General features: G+C 62.8%; 25 protein-coding genes. 22 read left to right on the top strand and 3 right to left on the bottom strand.

From position 1 onward, the window contains the following. The first annotated feature begins 355 nt into the window (after nt 1-355). Nucleotides 356-730 carry a type II secretion system pilot lipoprotein GspS gene (gene gspS / locus ACOI6Z_RS21895; RefSeq protein ID WP_023292031.1) on the top strand — a complete coding sequence of 125 codons (375 nt, stop codon included), beginning with the start codon at nt 356-358 and terminating at the stop codon, nt 728-730. Nucleotides 731-769: 39 nt separating this feature from the next. On the opposite strand, the gene gspB is transcribed toward gspS, so the two are convergent. Then, entirely contained in the window at nt 770-1,327 is a 558-nt protein-coding gene (gene gspB, locus ACOI6Z_RS21890) for a type II secretion system assembly factor GspB (protein ID WP_044521071.1), read from the bottom strand. Between the two features lie 255 nt (nt 1,328-1,582). Next, the gene (gene pulA / locus ACOI6Z_RS21885; protein WP_065812206.1) at nt 1,583-4,873 is read right to left on the bottom strand and encodes a pullulanase-type alpha-1,6-glucosidase; all 3,291 of its coding nucleotides are present in this window, start codon (nt 4,871-4,873) and stop codon (nt 1,583-1,585) included. Nucleotides 4,874-5,057: 184 nt separating this feature from the next. Between pulA and ACOI6Z_RS21880 the strand changes: the two genes are divergently transcribed. Genes ACOI6Z_RS21880 through ACOI6Z_RS21815 form a run of 14 tightly spaced genes read left to right on the top strand, consistent with a single transcriptional unit; the run spans nt 5,058 to nt 16,801 of the window. Next, on the top strand, nt 5,058-5,195 hold the full coding sequence (locus ACOI6Z_RS21880) for a hypothetical protein (RefSeq protein ID WP_032429281.1): 138 nt from the start codon (nt 5,058-5,060) through the stop codon (nt 5,193-5,195). Beyond that, nucleotides 5,180-6,022 carry a type II secretion system protein GspC gene (gspC, locus tag ACOI6Z_RS21875; protein ID WP_032452715.1) on the top strand — a complete coding sequence of 281 codons (843 nt, stop codon included), beginning with the start codon at nt 5,180-5,182 and terminating at the stop codon, nt 6,020-6,022. Before ACOI6Z_RS21880 ends, gspC begins: the two co-directional genes overlap by 16 nt. A 9-nt stretch (nt 6,023-6,031) precedes the next feature. Beyond that, a complete protein-coding gene (pulD, locus tag ACOI6Z_RS21870) occupies nt 6,032-8,005 on the top strand; it encodes a GspD family T2SS secretin variant PulD (RefSeq protein WP_023292027.1) in 1,974 nt (657 codons plus the stop codon). Then, entirely contained in the window at nt 8,002-9,495 is a 1,494-nt protein-coding gene (gene gspE / locus ACOI6Z_RS21865; protein WP_044521064.1) for a type II secretion system ATPase GspE, read from the top strand. Before pulD ends, gspE begins: the two co-directional genes overlap by 4 nt. A 1-nt stretch (nt 9,496) precedes the next feature. After that, entirely contained in the window at nt 9,497-10,711 is a 1,215-nt protein-coding gene (gspF, locus tag ACOI6Z_RS21860; protein ID WP_023292025.1) for a type II secretion system inner membrane protein GspF, read from the top strand. Nucleotides 10,712-10,731: 20 nt separating this feature from the next. Next, nucleotides 10,732-11,154 (top strand): type II secretion system major pseudopilin GspG, encoded by a 423-nt coding sequence (gspG, locus tag ACOI6Z_RS21855; protein ID WP_002889054.1) that lies wholly within the window; start codon nt 10,732-10,734, stop codon nt 11,152-11,154. After that, nucleotides 11,154-11,669 (top strand): type II secretion system minor pseudopilin GspH, encoded by a 516-nt coding sequence (gene gspH, locus ACOI6Z_RS21850; protein ID WP_065812205.1) that lies wholly within the window; start codon nt 11,154-11,156, stop codon nt 11,667-11,669. The genes gspG and gspH overlap by 1 nt, the downstream gene beginning before the upstream one ends. Then, a complete protein-coding gene (gspI, locus tag ACOI6Z_RS21845; protein ID WP_032452553.1) occupies nt 11,666-12,031 on the top strand; it encodes a type II secretion system minor pseudopilin GspI in 366 nt (121 codons plus the stop codon). The genes gspH and gspI overlap by 4 nt, the downstream gene beginning before the upstream one ends. Beyond that, nucleotides 12,028-12,624, top strand: a complete 597-nt coding sequence (gene gspJ, locus ACOI6Z_RS21840) for a type II secretion system minor pseudopilin GspJ (RefSeq protein ID WP_023292022.1) — start codon at nt 12,028-12,030, stop codon at nt 12,622-12,624. Before gspI ends, gspJ begins: the two co-directional genes overlap by 4 nt. Beyond that, on the top strand, nt 12,621-13,601 hold the full coding sequence (gspK, locus tag ACOI6Z_RS21835) for a type II secretion system minor pseudopilin GspK (RefSeq protein ID WP_077259115.1): 981 nt from the start codon (nt 12,621-12,623) through the stop codon (nt 13,599-13,601). The genes gspJ and gspK overlap by 4 nt, the downstream gene beginning before the upstream one ends. After that, nucleotides 13,594-14,790, top strand: coding sequence for a type II secretion system protein GspL (gene gspL, locus ACOI6Z_RS21830; protein ID WP_420687516.1), 1,197 nt, complete (start codon nt 13,594-13,596; stop codon nt 14,788-14,790). The genes gspK and gspL overlap by 8 nt, the downstream gene beginning before the upstream one ends. Beyond that, on the top strand, nt 14,783-15,268 hold the full coding sequence (locus tag ACOI6Z_RS21825) for a type II secretion system protein M (protein ID WP_023292019.1): 486 nt from the start codon (nt 14,783-14,785) through the stop codon (nt 15,266-15,268). The genes gspL and ACOI6Z_RS21825 overlap by 8 nt, the downstream gene beginning before the upstream one ends. Beyond that, nucleotides 15,258-15,986, top strand: coding sequence for a type II secretion system protein N (locus tag ACOI6Z_RS21820; RefSeq protein ID WP_065812204.1), 729 nt, complete (start codon nt 15,258-15,260; stop codon nt 15,984-15,986). The genes ACOI6Z_RS21825 and ACOI6Z_RS21820 overlap by 11 nt, the downstream gene beginning before the upstream one ends. 14 nt (nt 15,987-16,000) lie before the next feature. Then, nucleotides 16,001-16,801 (top strand): prepilin peptidase, encoded by an 801-nt coding sequence (locus ACOI6Z_RS21815; protein ID WP_023292017.1) that lies wholly within the window; start codon nt 16,001-16,003, stop codon nt 16,799-16,801. 47 nt (nt 16,802-16,848) lie between these two features. On the opposite strand, the gene hrpB is transcribed toward ACOI6Z_RS21815, so the two are convergent. Next, nucleotides 16,849-19,278 (bottom strand): ATP-dependent helicase HrpB, encoded by a 2,430-nt coding sequence (hrpB, locus tag ACOI6Z_RS21810; protein WP_044521056.1) that lies wholly within the window; start codon nt 19,276-19,278, stop codon nt 16,849-16,851. Nucleotides 19,279-19,350: 72 nt separating this feature from the next. On the opposite strand from hrpB, the gene thpR reads away from it, so the two are divergent. The 7 genes from thpR (at nt 19,351) to panB (ending at nt 25,006) form a co-directional block, all read left to right on the top strand. After that, nucleotides 19,351-19,887, top strand: a complete 537-nt coding sequence (thpR, locus tag ACOI6Z_RS21805) for an RNA 2',3'-cyclic phosphodiesterase (protein WP_023292015.1) — start codon at nt 19,351-19,353, stop codon at nt 19,885-19,887. After that, nucleotides 19,887-20,603: a DNA/RNA nuclease SfsA gene (gene sfsA / locus ACOI6Z_RS21800; protein ID WP_023292014.1), complete on the top strand. Its 717-nt coding sequence runs from the start codon at nt 19,887-19,889 to the stop codon at nt 20,601-20,603. Before thpR ends, sfsA begins: the two co-directional genes overlap by 1 nt. 162 nt (nt 20,604-20,765) lie before the next feature. Continuing rightward, the gene (dksA, locus tag ACOI6Z_RS21795) at nt 20,766-21,221 is read left to right on the top strand and encodes an RNA polymerase-binding protein DksA (protein ID WP_002888845.1); all 456 of its coding nucleotides are present in this window, start codon (nt 20,766-20,768) and stop codon (nt 21,219-21,221) included. A gap of 59 nt (nt 21,222-21,280) precedes the next feature. Further along, entirely contained in the window at nt 21,281-22,162 is an 882-nt protein-coding gene (gluQRS, locus tag ACOI6Z_RS21790; RefSeq protein ID WP_044521054.1) for a tRNA glutamyl-Q(34) synthetase GluQRS, read from the top strand. Nucleotides 22,163-22,224: 62 nt separating this feature from the next. Continuing rightward, entirely contained in the window at nt 22,225-23,619 is a 1,395-nt protein-coding gene (gene pcnB, locus ACOI6Z_RS21785; protein WP_071787251.1) for a polynucleotide adenylyltransferase PcnB, read from the top strand. After that, the gene (gene folK / locus ACOI6Z_RS21780; RefSeq protein ID WP_023292011.1) at nt 23,616-24,095 is read left to right on the top strand and encodes a 2-amino-4-hydroxy-6-hydroxymethyldihydropteridine diphosphokinase; all 480 of its coding nucleotides are present in this window, start codon (nt 23,616-23,618) and stop codon (nt 24,093-24,095) included. Before pcnB ends, folK begins: the two co-directional genes overlap by 4 nt. 119 nt (nt 24,096-24,214) lie before the next feature. Continuing rightward, nucleotides 24,215-25,006 carry a 3-methyl-2-oxobutanoate hydroxymethyltransferase gene (panB, locus tag ACOI6Z_RS21775; protein WP_023292010.1) on the top strand — a complete coding sequence of 264 codons (792 nt, stop codon included), beginning with the start codon at nt 24,215-24,217 and terminating at the stop codon, nt 25,004-25,006. The last annotated feature ends 2 nt before the right edge of the window (nt 25,007-25,008 follow it).

Here is a 25,008-nt window from a genome sequence, read left to right as displayed (position 1 = left end):
ATGAGTCAGAACATAGCACGTAATGTTCAGGGCATACAGGATAGCACTAAAATGCGACATTCTTAACCAGCATTTTACCTCGTGCTCACGTAACAAGATGGGAAAGAGTATGTTTTTTAATAACATAAAAAATGACGCTCGCCCTGACGCCAAATGCGGCGACATCATCTGCCGCAGAAAATATATTTTCCGGCCGCCAATGTTTATTACTGAAAGAAGTAAAGGGGATTAATCGAGTTTGAGCCAATAAAAATGAGAGCCTGTTAACATTTATGCAGAATCATATTTTATGATGACACCAGGGAAATATTTGTTAAACTAGCGGCCAGTGATTCATTATTTTGATTACTCTACTATGCGCATTCCGCTTATATTTCCGCTTTGCGTGGTGGCCGTGCTCTCTGGCTGCCAACAGAAACCCGCCTCAACGCTCAGTCCGGCCATCAGTAGCCAGGCGCAGCTCGAGCAGCTCTCGTCCGTGGCGGCAGGAACGCGCTATCTCAAGAATAAATGTAATCGTAGCGATCTGCCCGCCGATGAAGCTATTTATCGGGCGGCGGTGAATGTCGGCAAAGCGCGCGGCTGGGGAAATATTGACCCGGCAACGTTAAGCCAAAATAGCGACCGGCTTTACCAACAGCTTTTACAGGACAGCACCCCGGAAGCCGCGCAGTGCAGTCAATTTAATCGCCAGCTTGCTCCCTTTATTGCCAGCCTGCGCGGCGACTAAACAAAATATCTTCAACGCGCATTTTATTGCGCGTGCCCCTTATTCGCCTTTCGGCTCCTCGTCAATTTTCCCGCCGGGCCAGTCCTCCAGCGCCGCGAGGGTAAAGGTCGTGCCGTTGAAGCTAAAGATCGTCACATCCTGCTGGATCTGCTCCACCACCAGATTGGGCAGCGGGGAGTCGCCCTCCGTCCACGCTTTGCCATTTAACACAATGCTGCGCTTTTCCGCTAACGAGGCGTAGACATGCGCGCTATAGCGCAGAGGCGGCAGCGTATCGCTGTCCACCACCGGCGCGGCGGGCGCACTGGGTTTTGTCGCCGGCGGCGGCGTCTTTGGCGCGGCCTCTCCGGCAGCGGTTAACGGCAGAAGCGCCGCATGCGCCACCGGCAAGGGCAGCGTTTGCGGCGGTGCCGGATGACGCCACTGCTCGCCGCCAAACCAGCCGAGCGCGAATAATAATCCGGCATACAGCGGGATAATCCAGCCTGGGATCTGCACCATCCGGCCGCGGATCACCGGCGCGTCCGCCTGCGCGGAAGGCGGCTGATGCGCCACCAGCGGGGGGATCCCTCTTTCACTGTCATCACGAACAATCACCACGATCTCCTGTTCCCTCACGATAACGAGAAGGCGCCCTTACGGGCGCCCCAAACGGCTGACAAAGCGCAATCTTCAGGGATTGCCCGGCGGCGCTGCGCTTGCGCGGGCCTACAGCTAACTGCATAACGGTTTGATATTGCAGTCCTTCACAGGCCGGGTAAGGCGAAAGCCGCCACCCGGCAGAAAGGCGGCACAGCATCAAACCAGGTTTGTCATCAGCCAGAGGCGCCCTTACGGGCGCCCCACGTCACGTTATTTACTGCTCACCGGCAGGCCGGCGCCCTGCGATTCGCCCTGCGGCAATTCGAGAACGGCAACCGACCAGGCCGGCAGCGTGACCGAGCCGTCAGCGGCAATCTGCACGCCGCTGGCCAGCGAACGGTCACCCGCCGCCTGCTGGATGGCGCTCAGCTGGAGCGATGTGCCGGCGAAATCCTGCAGCGTCCGGCTTTCCGGAGCGGCGTTAATCGCCACCACGATGCCGTCGACGCGGCTGTCCAGACTGGCGCCAGCCTGCATCCCGTCATCGATGGTCATCACCAGCAGACCGGTCTGCTGATCGGCGCCGGTATTGCGGAAGTCCACACGCTGCATCACCGTCGCGCCGTCGCCGAGGGTAAACAGCGGAGATGACTTACGCAGCGCGGTCAGCTCCTGATAAAACGCGGTCATCTGCTTGAGCTCGGCTTCACCTGGGGTGGCCACCCAGTCCTTCACGCGGGCGATGATGTCATAGTTGCTGCCATCATCGCTGCTGCGCGGCATACCGACGTTGTAGTTGTTGTCCTGCAGGGAGTAATCCACGCGGTTAAACCAGTCGCCGGAATCATACGAGTCGCGGGTAAAGGATTTGGAGCGCAGCAGCTCCGAGCCCTGCTGGTCAAAGGCGATCCCCTGGCCGAGCATGACCGTGGCCAGCGACACCGCCTGCATCCGGACGCGGGTGTCGAGATCCGCCTCCTGAGCGGCTTTGTAGCTGATCATGTCCCACAGCGTCTGGTTGTCGTGTTTTGACACATAGTTCACGACTTCCGTCGGATCAGCCGCGTAGCCGCCAGGCGCGCCGTTATAGTCAATCTCGCTGCCTCTCTTCACCGCGCCGTCTTTGTCGATCAGCACGAAGTCCGCAAGGTTACCGGCCATACCGAGACGGGTCAGATCGGCGAGATGGCGCGCCTGATCGTCGGTCAGGGTGGTCAGCTCATTCGGCAGAACGCCGGCCCCGCTGCCCACGCCCTGGTTCTGGCGCAATGCATCGCCGGAGTCGAACGGTCCGCCGCCGCGCACGGCGTCGCGCAGACGATCGGAGAACGTGCCGATCCCGGTGCCTTTGAGATTGATTTGCGAGGCAATTTCAAAGCGATCGCTCTGGTTGGAATCCCAGCCTTCGCCAAAGAAGTAGATATCCGGGTTCAGCGCTTTAATGCGCTCCCAGGCCGAGAGGATCTGCGCTTTCGGGTGGTAGCCCATCAGGTCGAAGCGGAAGCCATCGATCTTATAATCGGTGGTCCATACCGCCAGTGAATCGGCGATAAGCTTGGCGAACATCCGGTGCTCTGGCGCCGAGTCGGAGCAACAGGTGGCCGATTCCACGCTGCCGGTGGTTTCGTTCAGACGCTGATAGTACCAGGGGACGATCTTATCCAGCACCGAGGTGCGGTCGGTCGGGCCAGCGGCGTTGGTGTGGTTGTACACCACGTCCATAATGACGTTCATTCCCAGATCCTGCTTGATCGCCTGAATCATGGTGCGGAACTCTTTAATGCGCGCCGTGCCTTCCGGGTCGGTGGCGTAGGATCCTTCCGGTACCGTGTAGTGGAACGGATCGTAGCCCCAGTTATAGGAATCGGTCTGCGCCACCAGCGTATTCAACGCCTGCACCTGAGGGTTATCCTTACTGTCGTTCTGCTTCAGCTGAGTCAGCACCTCTTCAACCGTCGAACCGCTGTCGCAATAGCCCGCGAACTCGCTGCTCTTCACCGCGCTGTTGACCTCGCACAGGCGACTGAACGGCTGCTGAATATCGGCGACTTTGTCGCTGAACTCATTGACCGTCGCCAGATCGAAGACCGGCAGCAGCTCAATATGGGTCACGCCCGAGGCCGACAGCTGCTTCAGATGCTGAACCATATTGCTCTCCTGGGCGGTGAGCGCCAGATACTTACCGCGCAGCTCCGCAGGAACGGTTTGATCCCAGGCGGAGAGATCGCGAATATGCGATTCGTGGATCGTCATCTTCGCCAGATCAGCTTTGGTTTTCTGCGCGTGCGGCATCGTCAGCCCGTCCCAGCCTTCCGGCTTCAGCGCGCTGTCGTTCAGATCGACCACCTGGCTGTACTCCGAGTTGGTCGACAAACTGTGGGCGTAGGGATCGGTCACTTCGTACTGCTCGACTTTGCGCGACTGCGGGTGGTAGACCGTCATCGCGTAGCGGTAGAACGCGCCCTTCAGGTCGCTCCCTCCCTGCCAGGACCAGGCGCCGGAGGCGCTGTCGCGGGTCATCGGGTGGCTGGCAACCACTTTCTTGTCCGCACTGTAGAGCACCAGCTCGACCTGCTGCGCCGTGGGCGCCCAGACGCGGAAGGTCACGCCGCTATCGGTTAGCTGGGCGCCATAGCTCAGCGCCTCGGCGGCGGCGGCATAGGTATCATCCAGCACGCCGGCGGTCTGCACCTGGGTGGCGGCGCTCAGTATCCCGTCGCTTTCGGCGGATATCGCCACCGTCTCGCCCTGCAGCAATTCCTCGACGTTGACGTCATCCGGCAGCTTAAAGGCAGGATAGCTGGCGAGATGCGGGAAGCGCATGCTCACCTGCTGGCTGACGGTGGTCGGGGTCAGCTTGACATACTTATCGGTAAATTCGCCGTTACTGTCGGCGGCCACCTTACTGCTGTGGCTGTAATAGAGACGCACAATGGGTTTATTTTCCCCGCCCGGCCACAGCAGAGTGGTCTTATCGACCCAGTGCGCATCGGCCAGCGCCACGCCAAAGGCGGCGCGGAAGGCGTCGGCGCGGGAGTCATAGACCGCGCTGTTGCCGGCGATGACCGATACCGTCCGATCGGTGAAATCACTGAAAGAGACGCGCAGGTCGCTGTCGATAAGCTTATTGGTGCCATCGCGGACGATCACGTTGATACACCCGCTCTCTTTAGTCAGCGGGATCACCCAGTAAGGGCCATATTTGTCGCTGCCGGTCGGCGTGGTGCTGACATCATTCCAGTCCGCCACCGGCGCGCTCAGCGCATCACAGGTTTCGTTATTCCACAGATAGAGGTTTTTGCTGGCATAGTCGGCCGGCGTGCTGCTGGTGATGCCGGCGATATCGACGAGGTGAATGACAGCCTGGTTGGCAGAGGCCTGTACCGCTTCGCCAGGGACGGCAACGTCCGGTAAACGGACGACGACATCCTGCGGGTCGGGCGTGCCAGGATTACCGGGTTCGCCAGGTGAGCCAGAGGAAGAGGAGGAAGAGCTGTTATCACAGCCACTCAATAATACTAACGATCCAAGAAATAGGGCATGACAGGTATATCTGAGCATTCGATAGTCCCTAATATGCTTATTAAATTATAAAAGGTAAGAAAGGATGAATATCTTTACAGCGCGCTAATTAGATATTTTTGCTTTCTCAGGCGCAATCATCCCCCACAAATGAGAGGGGGGCGTAGGAAGCCGGGGGAGTAAATGAATAAAGGGAATGACGACCGCAAACCGCAAACTGATTATGATTCGCCACGCTTATCGCCACTCTCCGGCAATAATTCATTCAAAAGCCAATAATCACCTACCTGTTTCGGTAGGGTATTACGCCAGCGTGCAGAAAAATAAATTAGCAAAGGGATTAAAATGCCAATTTCTGTGATGGGGTTAACAAATATAAATAAAGGGATAATTAAATTATTACCCCGAATTGTGACGCTCATCATATTAATAACCGCCATTCCGCAGCTGGCGAAATTAACCTGGCGAGTGGTATTCCCTGTCAGTTCTGAGGATATTTCCGCCCTGCCGTTAACTGCGCCTCCGGCAGCGGAACCGGAATTAAAAAACGTGCGGCCCGCGTTTACCCTGTTTGGCCTGGCGACGAAAAACCCCCCCGCGCCAGCGGAGGCCACCAGCCTCGATCAGGTGCCGGTTTCCAGCCTGAAGCTACGCCTGGCCGGGCTGCTCGCCAGCAGCAACCCGGCGCGTTCCATCGCGATTATTGAAAAAGGAAATCAGCAGGTTAGCCTTAGCGTCGGCGATACCACCCCGGGATACGATGCACAGATCGCTGCCATCCTGCCAGACCGGATCATCGTCAACTATCAGGGGCGCCAGGAGGCCATTTTATTATTTAACGATACCCGCGCGTCGTCGTCATCGCCCGCCGCCGCGCCCCGTCCGCCCCTTATGAAGCGACTCCGCGAGCAGCCGCAAAATATCCTCACTTATTTAACGATTTCGCCAGTACTCAGCGGCGACAAACTGCAGGGCTACCGACTTAACCCTGGCAAAGACGCCTCGCTGTTTCGCCAGGCCGGCCTGCAGGCAAATGATTTGGCGATCGCCTTAAATGGCATCGATTTACGCGATCAGGAACAAGCGCAACAGGCGCTGCAGAATCTGGCCGATATGACCGAAATAACGCTAACCGTTGAGCGGGAAGGCCAACGACACGATATTGCTTTCTCCCTGGGGGATGAATAATTGCCAACCATGAAACGCCTGCGAAAAATGCTTCCTGCGCTGCTGATATTAACCCCGCTGCTATTTTCTCCGGCCGCAGCGGAGGAATTTTCCGCCAGTTTTAAAGGCACCGATATCCAGGAATTTATCAATACCGTCAGCAAAAACCTGAATAAAACGGTGATTATCGATCCCAGCGTACGCGGCACTATCACCGTGCGCAGTTACGATATGCTCAATGAAGAGCAATATTATCAATTCTTCCTCAGCGTGCTGGATGTATATGGCTTCGCCGTGATTAATATGAATAACGGCGTGCTGAAGGTGGTCCGCGCCAAAGATGCCAAGACCTCGGCCGTTCCGGTCGCCAGCGAGGCCGCGCCGGGCGAAGGCGATGAGGTCGTCACCCGGGTGGTGCCCCTGACCAACGTCGCCGCTCGCGATCTCGCGCCGCTGCTCCGCCAGCTGAACGATAACGCTGGCGCCGGCAGCGTGGTCCATTATGAACCTTCCAACGTCCTGCTGATGACCGGCCGCGCGGCGGTGATCAAACGCCTGCTGACCATTGTCGAACGCGTCGACAACGCCGGGGATCGCAGCGTGGTGACCGTGCCTCTCTCCTGGGCCTCCGCCGCGGAGGTGGTCAAACTGGTTACCGAACTCAATAAAGACACCAGCAAGTCGGCGCTGCCGGGATCGATGGTGGCGAACGTGGTGGCCGATGAGCGCACCAACTCGGTGCTGGTGAGCGGCGAGCCAAACTCGCGCCAGCGCATTATCGCCATGATCAAACAGCTCGACCGCCAGCAGGCGGTGCAGGGCAACACCAAAGTGATCTACCTGAAGTACGCCAAAGCCGCCGATCTGGTGGAGGTCCTGACCGGGATCAGCAGCTCGCTGCAGAACGATAAGCAAAGCGCCAAACCGGTGGCCGCGATCGATAAAAATATTATTATCAAAGCCCACGGCCAGACCAACGCCCTGATCGTCACCGCGGCGCCGGACGTGATGAACGATCTGGAGCGGGTGATCGCCCAGCTGGATATCCGCCGCCCGCAGGTGCTGGTGGAGGCGATTATCGCCGAAGTGCAGGATGCCGACGGACTCAACCTCGGTATCCAGTGGGCCAATAAAAACGCCGGCATGACCCAGTTTACCAACAGCGGATTGCCGATCTCCACCGCGATCGCCGGCGCCAACCAGTACAACAAAGACGGCACCATCAGCAGCTCGCTGGCCAGCGCCCTCGGCTCGTTTAACGGTATCGCCGCCGGCTTCTACCAGGGGAACTGGGCGATGCTGCTCACCGCCCTCTCCAGCAGTACCAAGAACGATATTCTGGCCACCCCCAGCATCGTCACCCTCGACAATATGCAAGCCACCTTCAACGTCGGCCAGGAAGTCCCGGTGTTAACCGGCTCGCAAACCACCTCCGGCGACAACATCTTCAATACCGTCGAGCGCAAAACCGTGGGCATTAAGCTGAAGGTGAAACCGCAGATTAACGAAGGCGATGCCGTGCTGCTGGAGATTGAGCAGGAAGTATCGAGCGTCGCCGATTCGGCCTCCAGCACCAGCAGCGATCTCGGGGCGACCTTTAATACCCGGACGGTGAATAACGCCGTGCTGGTGGGTAGCGGCGAAACGGTGGTGGTTGGCGGGCTGCTGGATAAAAGCGTCACCGATAGCGCCGACAAAGTGCCGCTGCTCGGCGACATCCCAGTGATCGGCGCGCTGTTCCGCTCCGACAGCAAGAAAGTGTCGAAACGCAACCTGATGCTGTTTATCCGCCCGACCATTATTCGCGACCGCGATGAGTACCGCCGGGCCTCCTCCGGCCAGTACACCGCCTTCAACGATGCGCAAACCAAACAGCGGGGCAAAGAGAGCAGCGAAGCATCGCTCAGCAACGATCTGCTGCACATCTATCCGCAGCAGGAGACCCAGGCCTTCCGCCAGGTTAGCGCCGCCATTGACGCCTTTAACCTCGGAGGCCGCCCATGACGCCAGCCGCCGAACGCCGTCCGCTGTTGCCCTTCGCGTGGGCCCGCGCGCACCATCTGGTGCTGCTCAGCGACGGCGAACGCTGCGAAGCGCTGTGCCGCGCTGATACCGCCGCCCGGGCGCTGCTGGAAGCGCGCCGCCTGGCGGACGGGCCGATGAGCGTCAGCCGTCTGGCGCCGGAAGCGTTCGAGAAAGTGCTGGTGCTCAGCTATCAGCGCGACTCGGCGGAAGCGCACCGGATGATGGCCGACATCGGCAATGAGCTTGACCTCTATACCCTCGCCGAAGAGCTGCCGGATACCGACGATCTGCTCGACAGCGAAGACGATGCGCCGATTATCCGTCTGATCAACGCCATGCTCACCGAGGCCATCAAAGAGAAAGCCTCCGATATCCATATCGAAACCTATGAGCGCCATTTGCAAATTCGCTTTCGCGTCGACGGCGTGCTGCGGGAAATTCTGCGCCCGCAGCGGCGGCTGGCCGCGCTGCTCATTTCGCGCATCAAGGTGATGGCGAGCCTGGACATTGCCGAAAAACGGGTGCCCCAGGATGGCCGCATGGCGCTGCGTATCGGCGGGCGGGCGATAGACGTGCGCGTCTCCACCCTGCCCTCCAGCCACGGCGAACGCGTGGTGCTGCGCCTGCTGGACAAAAACAGCGTCAACCTGGATCTGCAGACGCTGGGCATGCCCCCCGCCCTGCTTGACCAGGTCGACGCGCTGATCGCCCGGCCACACGGCATCATTCTGGTCACCGGGCCGACCGGATCCGGGAAAAGCACAACGCTCTACGCCGCCCTCAGCCGCCTCGACGCCCGGGAGCGCAACATCATGACCATTGAAGATCCGGTGGAGTATGAGCTGGAAGGTATCGGCCAGACCCAGGTCAACGCCAAAGTCGAGATGACCTTCGCCCGCGGCCTGCGCGCCATACTGCGCCAGGATCCGGACGTGGTGCTGGTGGGCGAAATCCGCGATGGCGAAACCGCCCAGATCGCCGTCCAGGCCTCGCTGACCGGCCACCTGGTGCTGTCGACGCTGCACACCAACAGCGCGCTGGGGGCCGTTTCCCGCCTGCAGGATATGGGGGTGGAGCCCTTTTTACTCTCTACTTCGCTGCTGGCGGTGATGTCGCAGCGGCTGGTGCGTCGGCTGTGCCCGCACTGTCGTCAGCCCTGGCAGGCGGATGCTGACGCCGCCCGGCAGATGGCGGTCCCGGCCGGTACGCCGCTGTGGCAGCCAAAAGGCTGCGCCCGGTGTAATTTCACCGGCTATCGCGGACGCACCGGCATTCACGAGCTGCTGCTCATTGACGACCGCGTCCGCGCCGCCATCCACCGCGGCGAAAATGAGATCACCCTGATCCAGCAGCTGGGGCCAGCCTGGCAGACCCTGCGCCATGCCGGGCGCGATAAAGCGCTGGCGGGGATCACCAGCTGGGAGGAGGTGATGCGGGTCACCGAACAGCAAACGGCGGACAGCGTCTGAGATGGCCCTCTTTCGCTATCAGGCGCTGGACGCGCAGGGCAAAACCCGCCGCGGCGTTCAACAAGCCGACTCCGCCCGCCACGCCCGCCAGCTGCTGCGGGACAAGGGTTGGCTGGCGCTGGAAGTGGCCGCCGCCGACCCGGCGAGCCGGCTGTGGCGCGGCGGGCTGATCGCCCGGCGCACCAGCGCCGGTGATTTAGCCCTGCTCACTCGCCAGCTGGCCACCCTGGTCGCCGCCGGCATTCCGCTGGAAAAAGCGCTCGATGCCGTCGCCCAGCAGTGCGAAAAGGCGTCGCTGAGAACGTTAATGGCTGGGGTGCGCAGCAAAGTGCTTGAAGGCCATTCGCTGGCGGAGGCGATGCGCGCCTATCCCGCCTGCTTCGATGGCCTGTTCTGCGCCATGGTGGCGGCCGGCGAAACCTCCGGCCATCTCGACGGCGTGCTGAACCGGCTGGCGGACTATACCGAGCAGCGCCAGCAGCTTCGCGCCCGCCTGCTACAGGCGATGATCTACCCCATCGTGCTGACGCTGGTCGCCATCAGCGTGATCGCCATTCTGCTCTCCACCGTGGTGCCGAAAGTCGTCGAGCAGTTTGTTCACCTAAAACAGGCCCTGCCCTTTTCTACCCGGCTGCTAATGAGCCTGAGCGACATTGTGCGCAGCGCGGGCCCCTGGCTGGTGCTGCTGTCATTCCTGGCGCTGCTGGGGCTGCGCTATCTGCTGCGCCAGCCCGCCCGGCGGCTCGCCTGGGACCGGGCGCTGCTGCGTCTGCCGGTCATCGGCCGCGTGACGCGCAGCGTCAACAGCGCGCGCTACGCCCGCACCTTAAGCATTCTCAACGCCAGCGCGGTGCCGCTGCTGCTGTCGATGCGCATCAGCGCCGGCGTCCTCAGCAATGCCTGGGCGCGCAGCCAGCTGGAGACCGCCAGCGAATCGGTTCGCGAGGGCGTCAGCCTGCATCGCGCGCTGGAGGCCACGGCGCTGTTTCCGCCGATGATGCGCTACATGATCGCCAGCGGCGAGCAGAGCGGTGAGCTGACCGCCATGCTGGAGCGCGCGGCGGAGAACCAGGACCGGGAGCTGAGCGCGCAGATCCAGATGTCCCTCAGCCTGTTTGAACCCCTGCTGGTGGTCACCATGGCCGGCATGGTGCTGTTTATCGTGCTGGCCATCCTGCAGCCGATCCTGCAACTGAATACCCTTATGAGTATGTGACTGTATTAATGGAGAAAACTATGCAACGGCAACGCGGCTTCACGTTACTGGAAATTATGGTGGTGATCGTCATTCTCGGCATCCTCGCCAGCCTGGTGGTACCTAACCTGATGGGCAACAAGGAGAAAGCGGACCGCCAGAAGGTGGTCAGCGATCTGGTGGCGCTCGAGGGGGCGCTGGACATGTATAAGCTGGACAACAGCCGCTACCCGAATACCGAACAGGGACTGCAGGCGCTGGTAACCGCCCCGGCCGCCGAGCCGCATGCCCGCAACTACCCGGAAGGGGGCTATATCCGCCGCCTGCCGCAGGACCCGTGGGGAAATGAGTATCAGCTGTTAAGCCCCGGTCAGCATGGCGCCATCGACGTCTTCAGCGTCGGCCCGGACGGGATGCCCGACACCAATGACGACATCGGCAACTGGACCCTCGGGAAGAAATAGTGTCTCAGCGCGGTTTCACCCTCCTGGAAATGATGATGGTCCTGCTGCTGATCGGCATCAGCGCCAGCATGGTGCTGCTGGCGTTTCCCTCCGCCCGCACCCAGGAGGCCACGCAGATCCTGGCGCGCTTTCAGGCACAGCTGGACTTTGTCCGCGAGCGCGGGCAGCAAACCGGCCAGCTCTTCGGGATCGTCATCCACCCTGACCGCTGGCAGTTTATGCGCCTGCAGCCTGCAGACGAAGGCGCCCCGGCGGCGGCTGACGACCGCTGGGGCAACGCGCAGTGGCTGCCGCTGCAGGCCGGGCGCGCCACCACGGCGGAAACCCTCCCGCAGGCCAGGCTGACGCTGCGCTTTCCCGCCGGCCAGGCGTGGACGCCGGGCGAGCAGCCCGACGTGATCATCTTCCCCGGCGGCGAAGTCACGCCGTTTCAGCTGCGGATTGACGCCGCGACGGGCATCAACATCGACGCCCAGGGCGACAGTCAGCCGCTGGCGGCGCGGGAGCAGCCATGAAACGCGAGAGCGGAATGACGCTTATCGAAGTGATGGTCGCGCTGGTGATTTTCGCCCTCGCCGGCCTGGCGGTGATGCAGTCCACCCTGCAGCAGACGCGCCAGCTTGGGCGTATGGAAGAGAAAATCCTCGCCAGCTGGCTGGCGGATAATCAGCTGGTGCAGCTGCGGCTGGAGAAACGCTGGCCCGCCCTCAGCTGGTCCGAAACCACCGTGGAGGCCGCCGGGACGCGCTGGTTCGTCCGCTGGCAGGGGGTGGAAACCGCGCTGCCGCAGCTGCGGGCGCTGGACGTGGAGGTCCGGCGGCAAAAAAGCGATCCCGCACCGCTGGCGACGCTTCGCACCTGGGTGACGTCGCCATGATAACGAAAATGCGCGGTTTCACCCTGATTGAAACGCTGCTGGCGCTGGCTATCCTCGCCGTCCTCAGCGCCGCCGCCGTGATGGTGCTGCAGAACGTCATCCGCGCCGATGGCCTGACCCGCGAGAAGAGCCAGCAGATCGCCGCCCTCCAGCGCGCCTTTCGCCAGATCGCCGATGATGTCACGCACATCATTCCCCGTCGCGCCAGAAACAGCGACACGCTTTTCTTCGCCGGACGTTTCCAGTTGCAGAGCGACGACTGGGGGCTGGCCTTCAGCCGCAGCGGCTGGCCGAATCCGCTGGGGATCCTCCCGCGCTCGGAGATCCAGAACGTCAGCTACCGCCTGCGCCAGCAGCAGCTTGAACGACTCAGCTTCGATCAGCAGGATCCGCTGACCGGCAGCCAGCCGACGGTCCGGGTGCTGCTGCGCGAGGTGACGGCGTTTCGCCTGCGGTTTTATGCCGACGGGCGCTGGCAGGAGACCTGGGACCGCTCGCAGTCGCTGCCGCAGGGGCTGGAGATCACCCTGACGCTGGCGAACAGCGGGGAGATAACCCGCCTGTTTTTACTCACCCCGGGAGGCGGCCAGTGAAAAATCGGCAACGCGGCGTCGCGCTCCTGATGGTGCTGTTCATCCTCGCCCTGATGATGATCCTCGCCAGCGCCATGACCGAACGCACCTCGGTCATGTATCAACACACCGCCGTGACCCTCGATAATCTGCAGGCCAGATGGTACGCCCTGGCGGCGGAAAACATGGCCGCCGCGCTGCTGCAACGCGACGCGCTGGACTCGCCCAGTCAAACAAACCTGGCGCAAACCTGGGCGCAGGAGGGACGCCGCTTTACCCTCGACGATGGCGAAATCCTCGCCACGATCCGCGACGGGCACGCCTGCTTTAATCTCAATGCCATCAACCATCGCGCGGATGAGACCAGCGGCGGTACGCCCTACCCGACCGACGTCTTCGCCCGGCTGCTGGCGCTGCTCGGCGAGTCGCCGCTGCGCGCCAGCCAGATCGCCGCCGCCCTCGGCGACTGGACGGACAGCGACGGCCAGCCGCGGCTGAACGGCGCGGAAGACGAGGTCTATATGGCGCAAACCCCGGGCTATCTCGCCGCCAACCAGCCGATGCAGGATGTCAGCGAGCTGCGCCTGCTGGCCGGAATGGACGCCGCGCTCTATCAGCGCCTGCTCCCCTTCGTCTGCGTCCAGCCGGATGATGCGCTGCAGGTCAATGTCAACACCCTGCGCCCCTCCCAGGCCGCCCTGCTGGCGGCCCTCTTTCCCGGCGATCTGACGCTGCAGGAGGCGCAACAGCTGCTGCACAACCGCCCGCGAACCGGGTGGAGCAGCGTCGCCGCCTTTCTCGCGCAGCCGACGCTGCAGAAAACCGATACCACGCTCGCCCGTCCCTGGCTGACGGTGCACAGCACACGCTTTATCGCCGCCTTCACCGTGGTGACCGGCAACCTTCGCTTTCAGCTGCACAGCGTCCTGCAACAGGAGGGGCGCGCCTTTACCGTCGTCCAGCGGCGATACGGACTTTCTATGGTGGTTGATGAATAAGTTTAACGCTTCCCCCCAGGCCATGCTGATCGTGCGCTTCGCCCCCGGGCAGGCGCCGCTGCACTGGCAACTCTTCGCCCCCGGCGAGCCGCATCACGAAGCCAGCGGCCGGTGGCCGGCTGACGACGCCAGCCCTTTCCCGACGCTGGCGGCGCATTACCCGGCCTGGGTGCTGATCCCGGCCAGCGACTGCGCGTTTCACACCCTCACCCTGCCGGCGGGCCTGCGTAAACCGCCGCTGCAGGTGGCCCCCTTCCTGCTGGAAGAGCAGCTGGCCGACGAGGTGGAAGCCACCCATTTTGCCCTGCTCCACCGCCAGCAGGCCCAGTGCGAGATCGTCGCCGTGCAGCGGCAAAAAATGCGCGACTGGCTGGCGCGCTGCGAGTCGCTCTCGCTACGGCCCCTGGCGTTGACGCCCGATGTGCTGGCCCTGCCCTGGCAACCGCCGGCGTGGAGCGCGGTGCAGGCGGACGACCAGTGGCTGATCCGCCACCAGCCATGGGCCGGCATGGCGGCGGAAAGCCCCTGGCTGGCGGAGCTGCTGCAGGGCGAGGCGGAAGAGCACGTCATCGACAGCTATTCGCCGCCGCCCGCGGCGCCGGGAGAGTGGCGCGCGCAGCCTGCGCAGACGTTGCTCTCCCTCGCCGCAAGTCATCCGGCGGCGCAGAAGCTCAGTCTGCTGCAGGGGGAGTTCGCCGTCCGCCGTCGGCGGCCTGATCAGACGAGCTGGCGTCCGGCGCGGTATGCCGCGCTGGCCCTGGCGCTGCTGCTGGCGGTTAACAGCGTGCTGGATCATCGCGATCTGGCGCGTCAGGCCGAGGCCGCCCGGCAGGCCAGCCGGGCCTACTATCATCGCTGGTTTCCAACGGAGAAAAAGGTGATTAACCCGCGACTGCAGATGCAGCAGCATCTGCAAACCCTTGCCCGTCAGGCGCAGCATGCCCCCCTCGTCGACCGCCTCAGCGCGTTGCAAAATATCATCAGCGAAACGCCGGGGATCCGCCTGCGGGCGCTGAGCTGGGATGCCGCAGGCAACCGTCTGCAGCTGGATATCGCCGCGGCCTCTTCCCGGGCGCTGGAGCAGTTTACCCAGCGAGCGCAGCCGCGGTTTCGCGTCCGGCCAGGCGACATGACCACCAGGCCGGATGGCATTGAAGGACAGCTGACGCTGAAGGAAAACGATGGCTAATCTGCTCATCTGGTGGCGACAGCGCACGCTGTCGGAGCAGCGCCTGCTGCTCGGCCTGGCGGGATTGCTGACAGCCTGCGCCCTCTGGTACGGGCTGTGGCAGCCCTGGCGGGCCCGCGAGGCGCAGTGGCGGCAAACCCTGGTGAAAGAGCAGGCCAGCCTGCGCTGGATGACGCAGCAGGGTCCGCGCCTGCAGCAGCTCAGCCAGCAGCCCGCGCCGGCGGCAAAAGAGGCGCTCACCGCGCTGGTGATGCGCGAGGCGGCGAGCCACGGGCTGGAAGTCGTTCGTCTGCAGCCGCAGGGGAAACGTCTGCAGGTCACCCTTCAGCCCTGCGCCTTCCAGGCGCTAATGGACTGGCTGGACGCCCCGGCGATGCGCGGCGTCAACGCGGTCTCGCTGTCCGTAACCGGGCAGCCGTCGCGGCCGGGCTGGGTCACGGTCAACCATCTGCTGCTGGAGCGCGACGATGAAAGCTAACGGGCTCACGGGTGGGCTACTGCTGGCGCTCTATCTGCTGTGGTTGACCGCCACCGCCCCGGCGCGTCTGTTAGTCCCGATGCTGCCGCCCGAGGTACAGGTGGCCAACCTCAGCGGCAGCATCTGGCGCGGCGCGGCGCAGTCGGTCTCCTGGCGCGGCGTGCGGCTTGAGCGGCTGACGTGGTCGCTCACCCTGGCTGGCTGGCAGATCGCGCTCAGCGATCCCCGCGGCGTGGAGGGTCAGGCCCGGCTGTGGGGCATCCGCGATCTGCGTCTGCAGGAGGGGCGGCTCACCGCCCCCGCCAGCCTGCTTGGACGCTGGCTAACGCCGACTATGCCCGTCAGCGCCGAGGGAGAGGTCACGTTCAGCCTGGCCGAAGCGCACTTCAGCGAGGGGCGCTGCCGGCAAATCACCGCCGGACGCGCGCAGTGGCGTCAGGCCCGGCTGCACTCTCCGGTCGGTAGCCTGGAGCTGGCCCAGGTCAGTGGCGCCTTAAGCTGTACGGCGAACGGCGCCGTGGCGCTGGCCATCCGCCAAGATTCTCATCAGTTGAGCCTCAGCGGCCAGGGAACCCTGTCGCCCGATGGCCGCTATCTGTTTCGCGGTACGCTACAGCCCCGTCAGGGGATGCCGCCCCTGCTGGCGCTGCTGGTCACCCGCCCGATGGCGAAAAACGCCCCGGGCCCGACGCCGTGGCAGCTGCAGGGAAAATGGTGATTAAAGGAGCAAAAATGACGACATTAGCCGCATTATCGCTGCATTTTCCCCTTGTCTGGTATGGTTTCCTGCTGCTGTTCGGCCTGGCGCTGGGCAGCTTTTACAACGTGGTGATCTACCGTCTGCCGCGCATGCTGACCCAAACCGCGGACGACGAGCCGATAACCCTCAGCACGCCGGGCTCATCCTGCCCGCAGTGTCGCCAGCCGATAGCCTGGCGGGACAATATCCCGCTGCTCAGCTTCCTCTGGCTAGGCCGTCGCGCCCGCTGCTGTCAGGCGCGCATCTCGTGGAGCTATCCGCTGACCGAGCTGGCCACCGGCCTGCTGTTTATCCTCGCCGGGGCGCTGCTCGCGCCGGGCCTGGCGCTGGCGGGCGGCCTGGTGCTGCTCTCCTTCCTGCTGATACTGGCGCGGATTGACGCCCGGACCCAGCTGCTGCCCGATCGCCTGACCCTGCCCCTGCTGTGGGCCGGACTGCTGTTTAATCTTAACGAGGTGTACATTGCGCTGCCGGACGCGGTCGCCGGGGCGATGGCCGGTTATCTGGCGCTGTGGTCGGTCTACTGGCTGTTCCGCCTGCTGACCGGCAAAGAGGCCCTGGGCTATGGCGATTTTAAGCTGCTGGCGGCGCTGGGCGCCTGGTGCGGCTGGCAGGCGCTGCCGCAGGTGCTGTTGCTCGCCTCGGCCAGCGGGCTGGCGTGGACCCTGCTGCAACGCCTGTGGACCCGGCAGTCGCTGCAGCAGCCGCTGGCCTTCGGCCCCTGGCTGGCGCTGGCGGGAGGGGGCGTTTTTCTCTGGCAGCAGATGGTCTAGCGTGAGTGGTTCGCCTGGCCGGGCAGAATGCCGCCCGGCGCCTGGGGCTACGAATATTTTTTGCTGCGCCGGGTCGGGGCGGCGTTGGCCGGATCGTCCGGCCAGACGTGTTTCGGATAACGTCCCTTCATCTCTTTTTGTACCTCGCGGTAGCTTCCCTGCCAGAAGGCGCTGAGATCGCGAGTGATCTGCAGCGGACGCTGGGCGGGCGACAGCAGCTCAAGCACCAGCGGCACCCGCCCCTCGGCGATAACCGGCGTCGTGGCCTCGCCGAACATCTCCTGCATACGCACCGCCAGCGCCGGCGGGTTCTCCGCATGGTATCGGATCGCCAGACGGCTGCCGGTCGGCACGGTATAGTGCGTCGGCAGCTCGCGATCCAGCTTCTGGCGCAGCGGCCACGGCAGCCAGTCCTGTAGCGCCTGACGCAGATCCAACGCCTTCAGCGCCCGCAGCGAGTGAACGCCGTTCATCTGCGGCAGCAGCCATGCCTCGAGCGAGGCCAGCAGCGAAGCGTCATCCACCGCGGGCCATGCCTCTTCCGGCAGCCACTGCGCCGCACACTGCAGCCGCAGTCGCAGCTGCTCGGCCTCCGGCGTCCAGTTGAGCACCGCAAGGCCTTTCTCACGAATACCGTTGAGCATCGCCTGATGCAGCTCCGCCTCAGAAGGCTTCGCCAGCGGCTGGGTCTTGATCACCAATTGGCCCGTCACGGTCCGCCGCCAGGCTTTCAGCGTCCCCTGCGCTTCATCCCACTCCACCGTGTCGGAACGCTGCGCCAGCTCGGGACGGGCGGCGATCAGCTCGCCGATATCCACCGGCAGAGCCAGCAGCATGCGGGCATCCGGCGAGGCGCTGCCCTGCAGCAGCAGCGGGGCGATCAGCCACTCATGACGGCCCAGCGCGTCGTCGGCGTCAAGCATCGCGCCCATGCCGTTCGCCAGCTGATAGCGCCCCTCCTGACCGCGGCGACGGGCGATGCGGTCGGCGAAGGCCGACGCCAGTAGCGCGGCCATTCGTCCGGCGTCGGGCTGGCCGCTGCGGCAGGCCAGACGCTTCATCAGCTGCTGCGCCCGCTGTTGCCAGTTGGCCTGCTGACGGGAAAAGACGGCGGCCAAATCCACCAGCCCGCCGCGCGGCGGCTCCTCGAGGATCGCCGCCAGCCTGGCCGCCGTCGCCACCTCGTCATCGGTCTGCGCAGCGGCCAGCATCGCCGCCAGCCGGGGCTCGTTGCCGAGGGTCGCCATTTTGCGGCCAAACGCCGACAGCCGCTCGCCGTCCAGCGCCGAGAGCGCCTCCAGCAGGCGGCGCGCGGCGGCCAGGTTCACCGCCGGCGGCTGATCCAGCCAGGCCAGCGCAGCCGGATCGTGGCACCCCCACTGCAGCAGCTCCAGCAACAGCGCCGACAGATCGCTGTGCAGGATCTCCGGTTCGCTCTGCGCCGCCGCTCGTTCGGCCTGTTCTTTGCCAAGCAAATGCAGGCAGATCCCCGGGGAGAGACGACCGGCGCGTCCGGCGCGCTGCGTCATCGATGCCTGGCTGATGCGCTGCGTCACCAGCCGGGTCAGGCCGGTGCGCGGGTCAAAGCGGGCAACCCGCTCCTGGGCGCTGTCGACCACCAGGCGGATGCCCTCGATGGTCAAACTGGTCTCGGCAATGTTGGTGGCCAGCACCACTTTGCGCTTCCCGGCCGGCGCCGGGAGGATCGCTTTGCGCTGCTCGCTCAGGGGCAGCGCGCCATACAGCGGACAGAGGATGACATCCTCCGCCACGCGTTCCGTCAGCTGGTCGAGAACGCGCTGGATCTCGCCGACGCCGGGCAGAAACAGCAGCATCGACCCCTGTTCATGCCGCAGGAGCTCCGCCGCCGCTACCGCCACCGCCTCATCAAAACGCTGGTGCGCGGAGAGCGGGCTGAAGCGACGCTCCACCGGATAAGCGCGCCCCTCCGAGACCACCACCGGCGCCTCCGGCAGCAGACGCTGCAGGCGCTCGTTATCGAGGGTCGCCGACATAATCAGCAGTTTGAGATCGTCACGTAACCCCTGCTGGACATCAAGCAGCAGGGCCAGCGCCAGATCCGCCTGCAGGCTGCGCTCGTGAAACTCATCGAGGATCACCAGCCCCACGCCCGTCAGCTCGGGATCGCGCTGGATCATGCGCGTCAGGATCCCCTCCGTGACCACCTCCAGGCGGGTCTGCGGTCCGACGCAGGTTTCGGCGCGCATGCGGTAACCCACGGTCTCCCCCGGCTTTTCGCCGAGCAGTTCAGCCAGCCGCTGCGCGACATTGCGCGCCGCCAGACGCCTCGGCTCCAGCAGGATAATGCGTCCCGTGATGTTGCCCTCGGCAAGGATCTGCAGCGGCAGCCAGGTCGACTTCCCGGCGCCGGTCGGCGCGTTGAGCAAAACCTGCGGCGCATGCTGCAGGGCGGATAACAATTCTGGGAGGACGGCGGCAACCGGCAATGAGGACACAAAAGGCTCCGGGGGTTAACATTCAGGGGCTCGCATTGTAGCATCCCCCTAATTCATTACCGAGTCTCTATCATGTCTGAGCCGAAAAGGCTGTTTTTTGCGATTGAACTGCCGCCTGCCATCCGCAAACAGATTGTCCAGTGGCGGGCAACGCACTTCCCGGAGGATGCCGGCAGGCCCGTCGCGGCGGATAACCTTCACCTCACGCTGGCGTTTCTCGGCGAGGTGAGCGCGGAAAAACAGCGGGCGCTGACCGCCCTCGCCGGCCGCCTCCAGCCGCCGGGCTTTACCCTGACGCTGGACGATGCCGGACAGTGGCTGCGCTCGCGGGTGGTCTGGCTCGGGACCCGTCAGCCGCCGCGCGGCCTGCTGCAGCTCGCCAGCATGCTGCGCGCTCAGGCGGCGCGCAGCGGCTGCTATCAGAGTCCGCAGCCGTTTCATCCGCATATTACCCTGTGGCGCGACGCCCGCCAGGCGGTGCCGATCCCGCCGCCCGGCTTTCGCTGGACGTTTCCGGTGAACGAGTTCGTGCTCTATGAATCCAGCTTTAGCCGGGGGCGCACGCGCTACACGGCGCTGGAACATTATCCGTTTGATAAGGAAAGTTGATGCAGTTTGATCCGCCGTTGCAGCCCGCCATTTTGCTTAAACGTTACAAACGATTTCTTGCCGACGTGGTGACCCCCGATGGCCGCGAGCTGACGCTCCACTGCCCGAATACCGGGGCGATGACCGGCTGCGCCGCCCCGGGCGACACCGTCTGGTATTCCACCTCTGACAATGTGAAGCGCAAATATGCCCACACCTGGGAATTAACTGAAACGCAGCAGGGCGCCGTTATTTGCGTCAATACGCTGCGCGCGAATACGCTGGCGAAAGAGGCGATTTCCGCCGGAATAATCCCTGAACTTTCAGGCTATAACCAGCTGAAAAGCGAAGTGAAATACGGCGCAGAGAATAGCCGTATCGATATTATGTTACAGGCAGATGATCGCCAAAACTGCTATATTGAAGTGAAATCGGTTACGTTGGCGGAGAAAGAATACGGTTATTTTCCCGATGCGGTGACCACGCGCGGTCAGAAGCACCTGCGGGAGCTGATGGCCGTCGCGGCAAATGGCGACCGCGCGGTGATTTTATTTGCCGTCCTGCATTCGGCAATTGACCGTTTCTCTCCCGCGCATCATATTGATGCCAGATACGCACAGCTGTTAACAGAAGCCCGCGACAAGGGGGTGGAAATTCTCGCCTGGAAAGCGGAACTTTCTACGACGAGGATGACTCTGAATAAGCCGATCGCCGTGGTGTTAAACCCCGGTAAATAAGTGGCTAAATAGTGTTCGGGTCGCAAGCGCGAATACGCTTTTCTTCACAGGGTTGTCAAGTGTAACGTTTAGATAATTGCTATCCGGAAAAGCATCTGCTATTTATAGCGGCCTGATTTTCCCCCACATGGGGATCGATAGTGCGTGTTAAGGAGAAGCAACATGCAAGAAGGGCAAAACCGTAAAACATCGTCCCTGAGTATTCTCGCCATCGCTGGGGTGGAGCCGTACCAAGAGAAACCGGGCGAAGAGTATATGAACGAAGCCCAGCTGGCGCACTTCAAGCGTATTCTTGAAGCATGGCGTAATCAACTCAGGGATGAAGTGGATCGCACCGTATCGCACATGCAGGATGAAGCTGCTAACTTCCCGGACCCGGTAGACCGTGCCGCCCAGGAAGAAGAGTTCAGCCTGGAGCTGCGTAACCGCGACCGCGAACGTAAACTGATCAAAAAGATCGAGAAAACGCTGAAAAAAGTTGAAGACGAAGACTTCGGCTACTGCGAATCCTGCGGCGTGGAGATCGGCATTCGCCGTCTGGAAGCGCGTCCGACAGCGGATCTGTGCATTGACTGCAAAACCCTGGCGGAAATTCGCGAAAAACAGATGGCGGGCTAATCCCCTGCTGCCTCACTCTCTGGCGGGAGTCTCTCCCGCCTGGTTCTGTTGTCCGTATCATGACTGACTCACGCTATATAGGGCGCTTTGCTCCCTCCCCCTCCGGCGAACTCCACTTCGGCTCTCTGATCGCCGCGCTCGGCAGCTACCTGCAAGCCCGCGCGAACCAGGGTATCTGGCGCGTTCGTATTGAAGATATCGACCCGCCGCGCGAAGTCCCCGGGGCCGCCGACACCATCCTGCGCCAGCTCGACCACTACGGTCTGCACTGGGACGGCGAGGTGCTCTGGCAGTCGCAACGGCACGAAGCCTACCGCGAGGCGCTGTCCTGGCTGGGTGAGCAAGGGCTGAGCTATTACTGCACCTGCACCCGCGCGCGGATCCACGCCGTAGGCGGGATCTACGATGGTCACTGCCGCGACCTTGGCCTGGGGGCGGAAAACGCCGCGCTGCGTCTGCGCCAGACCCGTCCGGTTCTGCAGTTCACCGACCGCCTGCGCGGCACGCTGGTCGCCAACGAGCCGCTGGCGCGTGAAGATTTTATTATCCACCGTCGCGACGGGCTGTTTGCCTACAACCTGGCGGTGGTGGTGGATGATCACTTTCAGGGGATCACCGAGATCGTCCGCGGCGCCGATTTGATTGAGCCGACGGTGCGGCAGATTTCGCTGTATCAGCATTTTGGCTGGCAGGCGCCGGACTACCTCCATCTGCCGCTGGCCCTCAATGCCGACGGCAATAAGCTCTCTAAACAAAACCACGCGCCGGCGCTGCCGGAAGGCGATCCGCGCCCCGAAATCGTCCGCGCGCTCCGCTTTCTGAATCAGGAGATCGCCGGGGAGTGGCAGGCCCTGAGCGTCGATGATTTACTCGCCCAGGCCGTCGCCAACTGGCAGCCCGCGAAAATCGAGCATTCTCAAATGGCTCCCGCTGAGCTATGATTAGCCGCTATTTTTACACTGTACAGTTGATCTGAAGTCCGTCTGACACTACGAGGTGCACCATTTTTACCCGAGTCGCTAATTTTTGCCGTAAGGTGCTAAGCCGTGAGGAGCGCGAGGCAGAAGCCGCCGTCGAACCAACGCCTATGACGGTGATCCCGCGTGAGCAGCATGCTATTTCCCGCAAAGATATCAGTGAAAACGCCCTCAAGGTCATGTACCGCCTCAACAAGGCGGGCTACGAGTCCTGGCTGGTCGGCGGCGGCGTCCGCGACCTGCTGCTTGGCAAAAAGCCAAAAGATTTTGACGTCACGACCAACGCCACGCCGGATCAGGTGCGTAAGCTGTTCCGCAACTGCCGTCTGGTCGGGCGCCGTTTCCGCCTCGCGCACGTGATGTTCGGGCCGGAAATCATTGAGGTCGCTACCTTCCGTGGCCATCACGAAGGACACACTACCGATCGCGTCACCTCCCAGCGGGGCCAGAACGGCATGCTGCTGCGCGATAACATCTTCGGCTCGATCGAAGAGGACGCCCAGCGTCGCGACTTCACCATTAACAGCCTCTATTACAGCGTGGCGGACTTTACCGTGCGCGACTACGTCGGCGGCATGAAGGATCTGCAGGACGGCGTGATCCGCCTGATCGGCAATCCGGAAACCCGCTATCGCGAGGATCCGGTACGCATGCTGCGCGCGGTGCGCTTCGCCGCCAAGCTGGATATGACCATCAGCCCGGAAACGGCCGAACCGCTGCCGCGGCTGGCCGCCCTGCTCCACGACGTGCCGCCGGCGCGCCTGTTCGAAGAAGTGCTCAAGCTGCTGCAGGCCGGGCATGGCTATCAGACCTACCTGCTGCTGCGGGAATACAACCTGTTCCAGCCGCTGTTCCCGACCATCACCCGCTACTTTACCGAGCGCGGCGATAGCCCGATGGAGCGGATCATCAACCAGGTGCTGAAGAACACCGACACCCGCATTCATAACGACATGCGCGTCAATCCGGCCTTCCTCTTCTCGGTGATGTTCTGGTATCCGCTGCTGGAAACTGCGCAAAAAATCGCTCAGGAGAGCGGTCTGGCGTACTATGACGCCTTCGCGCTGGCGATGAACGACGTACTGGACGAAGCCTGCCGTACGCTGGCGATCCCTAAGCGCATCACCACCCTGATCCGCGATATCTGGCAGCTGCAGCTGCGCATGTCCCGTCGCCAGGGCAAACGCGCCTGGAAGCTGATGGAGCATCCGAAATTCCGCGCCGCCTACGATCTGCTGGAGCTACGCGCCGGCGCTGAAAACAACGGCGAACTGCAGCGTCTGACCAAATGGTGGGGCGAATTCCAGGTCGCCGCGCCGCCGGCGCAAAAAGATATGCTCAACGACCTCGGGGACGATCCGGCGCCGCGCCGTCGCCACCGCCGTCCGCGCAAGCGCGCGCCGCGCCAGGGTAACGCATGACCCTGGTCTATATCGCCCTCGGCAGTAACCTCGCTTCGCCACTGGCGCAGGTGCAGGCGGCCATCCGCGCCCTGGGCGAAATACCTTACAGCCGCGTGGTGAACGTCTCTTCGTTCTACCGCACGCCGCCGCTGGGCCCGCAGGATCAGCCGGACTATCTCAACGCCGCCGTCGCGCTGGAAACCACGCTGGCCCCCGAGGCGCTGCTCGATCACACCCAGCGCATTGAGCTGCAGCAGGGTCGGGTGCGCAAAGCCGAACGCTGGGGGCCGCGCACCCTCGATCTCGATATTATGCTGTTTGGCGATGCGGTCATTAACAGCGAGCGTCTGACCGTTCCGCACTACGATATGAAAAATCGCGGCTTTATGCTCTGGCCGCTGTTCGAGATCGCCCCGGACCTCCGCTTTCCTGACGGCCCTGCGCTGCGTACCGTACTGGATGATCTCGGCGCGGCAAAGCCCGCTATCTGGTAATTCCCTCTCCTTTTTTAGCATTTACGGCGATCGTCGTAATCGGTTGCCCAAAATCATTGCCCCTCTAAATGCTGCTGTTAGAATGCCGGTTAATATGACTTTCATCATCAGGAAATGTTATGAAACCGACCACCATTGCCCTGCTGCAAAAATGCAAACAGGAAAAGAAGCGCTTTGCCACCATTACCGCCTACGACCATAGCTTCGCGAAGCTGTTCGCCGATGAAGGCATTAATGTGCTGCTGGTGGGCGACTCGCTGGGAATGACGGTGCAGGGTCACGACTCCACCCTGCCGGTCACCGTGGAAGATATCGCCTATCACACCCGCGCCGTCCGCCGCGGCGCGCCGAACAGCCTGCTGCTCGCCGACCTGCCGTTTATGGCCTACGCCACGCCGGAGCAGACCTTCGAAAATGCCGCCATCGTGATGCGCGCCGGCGCCAATATGGTCAAACTCGAAGGCGGCGCCTGGCTGGCCGAGACCGTGAGGATGCTGGCGGAACGCGCGGTACCGGTTTGCGGCCACCTCGGCCTGACGCCGCAGTCGGTGAACGTATTCGGGGGCTATAAAGTGCAGGGCCGCGGCGATGCGGCGCAGACCCTGTTTGAAGACGCGTTAGCGCTGGAAGCGGCAGGCGCGCAGCTGCTGGTGCTGGAGTGCGTCCCGGTCGCCCTGGCGAAACGCATCACCGAAGCCCTGACCATTCCGGTGATCGGCATCGGCGCGGGCAACGTCACCGATGGGCAGATCCTGGTGATGCATGACGCTTTCGGCATTACCGGCGGCCACATTCCGAAATTTGCCAAGAATTTCCTTGCCGAGGCGGGCGACATCCGCGCCGCGGTGCGGCAGTATATTGCCGAAGTCGAATCCGGGGTCTATCCGGGCGAAGAACACAGTTTCCATTAAGG

This window comes from Klebsiella sp. C239 (assembly GCF_048822715.1).
Lineage (GTDB): Bacteria > Pseudomonadota > Gammaproteobacteria > Enterobacterales > Enterobacteriaceae > Klebsiella > Klebsiella quasipneumoniae.
The sequence above is the reverse complement of the archived record's forward strand: the minus strand, read 5'-3'. Positions and strand labels throughout refer to the sequence as shown.